General features: G+C 71.3%; 2 protein-coding genes. Both read left to right on the top strand.

Annotated elements, in window-relative coordinates; translation table 11 throughout:
• Window positions 1-1,272, top strand: a 1,272-nt coding sequence (locus Q7W29_12935) for a PAS domain-containing sensor histidine kinase (protein ID MDO9172724.1), incomplete at its 5' end; no start/stop codon positions are given.
• A 97-nt stretch (window positions 1,273-1,369) separates the two neighbouring features.
• The coding region (locus Q7W29_12930; protein ID MDO9172723.1) for a PAS domain S-box protein at window positions 1,370-2,849 on the top strand (1,480 nt) is incomplete at its 3' end.

Here is a 2,849-nt window from a genome sequence, read left to right as displayed (position 1 = left end):
AGCCGGCGCGCGGACCGCGACCTGCAGGAAAGCCGCCGCCAGTTGTCGACGCTGCTGGGGAACCTGCCCGGCCTGGCCTTCCGCTGCCGGTACGACCGCGACATGCCGTTGGAGTTCGTCAGCGGCGGCGCCCTCGCCCTGACGGGCTACCTGCCCGAGCAGTTCTTCGGCGACCAGCCCCTGACGGCCAGGGACATCATCCACCCCGACGACCTCGAACAGGTCCGGCTCACCATCCGCACCGCCGTGGATGCGGGCCGGGCGTACGCGCACGAATACCGCATCATCACCGCCGACGGCGCGGTCAAGTGGGTCTGGGAGCAGGGGGTCGGCGTCGCGGACGAGAGCGGCGGGACCAGGTCCCTGGAGGGGTTCATCACCGACATCACCAGCCGGGTCGAAGCGGAGCGGACGATCCGGGAGCTGAACGAGGATCTCGAGCGCCGGGTGGCGGCACGGACCAGGGACCTGCAGGAGACCCAGGAGCAGCTCATCGCCTCGGAGAAGATGGCGGCGCTCGGCGGGCTGGTCGCCGGCCTGGCCCACGAGATCAACACGCCGCTGGGCGTGGGGCTGACCGCGGCCACCCACCTGCGCGAGCGGGTCCGCGACACGCGACGGCTCCTGGACCAGGGCGGGCTGAAGCGCGCCGACCTCGACGCCCTGCTCGTGGACGGCGAGGACGCGGCGGGGATGATCGAGGCCAACCTGTCGCGCACCGCCGATCTGGTGCAGAGCTTCAAGCGCGTGTCGGTGGACCAGTGCAGCGAGGAGCGCCGCTCCTTCGATCTCGGCGCGTACCTGGCCGAGGTCGTGGCCAGCCTGCGCCCGCAGTACCGCCGCCGGCCGCTGCGGATCGACGTGGACTGCGCCCCCGGCGTCGTCGTGGACTCGCTGCCGGGGGCCGTGGCGCAGGTCGTCACCAACCTCCTCCAGAATTCGCTGCTGCACGCGTACGCCCCCGAGGACGCGGGAACGATCCGCATCACGGCCACGGCGCGCGGCGACGACGTGGAGCTGACGTACGCCGACGACGGCCGCGGCATGGACGACGCCGTCCGCCGCCGGGTCTTCGACCCCTTCTTCACGACGCGCCGCGGCGAGGGCGGCAGCGGGCTCGGCATGCACATCGTCTACAACCTGGTGACCGGCGCCCTCGGCGGGAGCATCACCTGCGCGAGCAGGCCCGGCGAAGGCGCGACGTTCCGGATGACGTTCCCCCGCTGCCCGGAGCCCGTGGCGACCGTCGCCGCCGGGGAATTTTTCCGATGATCAAAACGCTCATGACGCGCGGAATCGGGCCGATGCATCGGGACGGAGGGTCGGGAGCGGCCGCGCCGGGACAGGCGCGCCGGACATGGGAGCCGACTTGTTGAAACGGACCTGGACATGCCTGACCGCCCCCGTCTGGGGGTTGCCGCTCGCCGGAGCCCTGCTGCCGCCGAGCTGCTTCCTCGTGTTCGCCGGTCTGGGCGCGGCGCGCCACTTCGAGGTCGAGCTGCTGCACCAGGCCGTGGAAATGCTGGGCGCGGGCGTGGCGATCCTGGTGGCGGCCTTCTTCCTGGTGCGCCAGGAGCGCGGGCGCTCGCTCCACACGATCTGGATCTCGTCCTCGCTGCTGATCGTGGCGATCACGACGATCGTGCACGTGGTCGCCCTGGCCTCCCCGCGTTCGGGGCACCTGGCGTCGTCCGGCTACATCTTCGGCGGTCTGGCGGCGGTGGCCGTCTGGCTGCCCATGCGTCGGATCCCGGTCGAGCGTCTCCTGTACTGGCCGGGCCTCGCGGCGGTCGCGGCCGCCGGCCTCGCGCTGGCGATCCTGACGGGCCAGGGCGCGCCGCCCTCCGACCCGGCGACGATGGCCAGGATGAACCTCTACGCCTGCCTGCTGCACTTCGCCGCCGCGGTCTGGTTCGGCCGCCGCTACCGCGTCGAACGCGAGACGGTGCTGATCTGGCTCGCCGCGTTCACCGCCTTCACCGGCACCGGGCTGGCGATCTCCTCGCTCGGCAGCATCGGGTCCGACGGCTGGCCGATGCACATCCTGCACCTGAGCGGCCTGCTGGGGCTGGCCGGCCACGCGATCAGCCGCATGCGCGCCGAGTTCCAGCGCTTCGACGAGGCCACGCGCACGCTGTCGCAGAGCGAGGCCCGCTTCCGCGCGCTGACCGAGAACACTTCGGACATCGTGTTCATCGTGGGCGCCAAGGGCGTGTTCACCTACGTGAGCCCGGCCGCCGCGCGCATCATCGGCACCCCGGAGCGGGAGCTGCTCGGGCGCCGTCCGGGCGGATACACCCACGACGACGACAAGCCCGCCGTGATGGCCGGGATCCGCCAGGCGACCAACAATTCCGGCCAGACCGTGGGCATCGGCACGATCCGGGTCCGGCACCGGGACGGTCACTGGCTGCACCTCGAGGGCATGTACACGGCGATGTACGACGTGTCCGGTGTCGAGGGCGTGGTGCTCAACTACCGCGACATCACCGACCGCATCACCAGCGAGCAGGCGATGCGCCGCAGCCAGCGCCAGATGGCGACCCTCGTGGGCAACCTGCCGGGCATGGTCTACCGCTGCCGCGGCGACCAGAACCTGTCGCTGGCCTACGTCAACGACGGCTGCCTGGGCCTGACCGGCTACGCCCGTGAGGAGTTGCTCGACGGCCGGTCCGTCACGGCTCCGCAGTTCATCCACCCGGCCGACTTCCCCTATGTGCGCACGACGATCTGGGACGCGATGGAACGCCACGTCCCCTTCCGTCTCGAGTACCGCATGATCACCAAGCAGGGCGAACTGAAGTGGGTCTGGGAGCAGGGCGTCGGCGTCTACGACGAGCACGGCCACC

The organism is bacterium (genome assembly GCA_030654305.1).
GTDB lineage: Bacteria > Krumholzibacteriota > Krumholzibacteriia > LZORAL124-64-63 > LZORAL124-64-63 > PNOJ01.
Note: the sequence above shows the minus strand (reverse complement) of the source record. Positions and strands in the feature narration are given on the sequence as shown.